Here is a 566-nt window from a genome sequence, read left to right as displayed (position 1 = left end):
CGCGCTGGCCAAGGACATCGCGAGTGGAGCCGACTCCTCGGCCGATACTTCGACGCCTCGTATCAGCTCGTCGACCCTGCCGACCCCGCGGACCAGCACGTCTGCCCCGCCGCCGTCGTCGCCGAGAACGTCGACGACAAGTGCCCGTCCGACGTCGACGACCCCGGTCGCGGCCGGATGACCGACTCGGTTCCTCGGACGGTTCTCGTCCGGGGAACCGGGCCCGCACAGAGAGGGATTCGATGATGACAGATACCAACATTCCGCGGCCGGACCCGACAGCGGGCGAGCTGGCCCGCTGGTATCCGTCGTTCACTCCCGCACCGGTGGCGACCACCAGCCATGAAACGTCCGGCGGGAAGGTTGAGGAGCCAGCCCCGCCGGTGTCTCCGGCCGAGGCCGCCCCCTCTCCCGCACAGGTCATCTCGTCGCTGCCAGCACCGTCGGGCCCCGTGCGGCGACCGAGATCGACGCGACTGCTCGTCGGTGGTGGGGCTGTCGTCGCGGCCGCCGCCGTGGTGGTGGGGCTGGGTGCGTGGGCGCTTCGCGACAGCCAGGACGAACAA

At 70.7% G+C, this 566-nt stretch carries 1 protein-coding gene and 1 pseudogene; both read left to right on the top strand.

The annotated features are described in order from the left end of the window. A partial coding sequence (locus tag MLGJGCBP_RS51170; RefSeq protein ID WP_160098646.1) for a hypothetical protein occupies nt 1-246 on the top strand: 246 nt, incomplete at its 5' end. Continuing rightward, nucleotides 243-566 (top strand): annotated as a pseudogene (locus MLGJGCBP_RS51165) (hypothetical protein); the annotation flags it as partial. The gene MLGJGCBP_RS51170 and the pseudogene MLGJGCBP_RS51165, both read left to right, overlap by 4 nt.

It is taken from the genome of Rhodococcus sp. T7 (genome assembly GCF_009872365.1).
Taxonomy (GTDB): Bacteria; Actinomycetota; Actinomycetes; order Mycobacteriales; family Mycobacteriaceae; genus Rhodococcus_F.
This window is presented reverse-complemented; position numbering and strand designations above follow the sequence as displayed.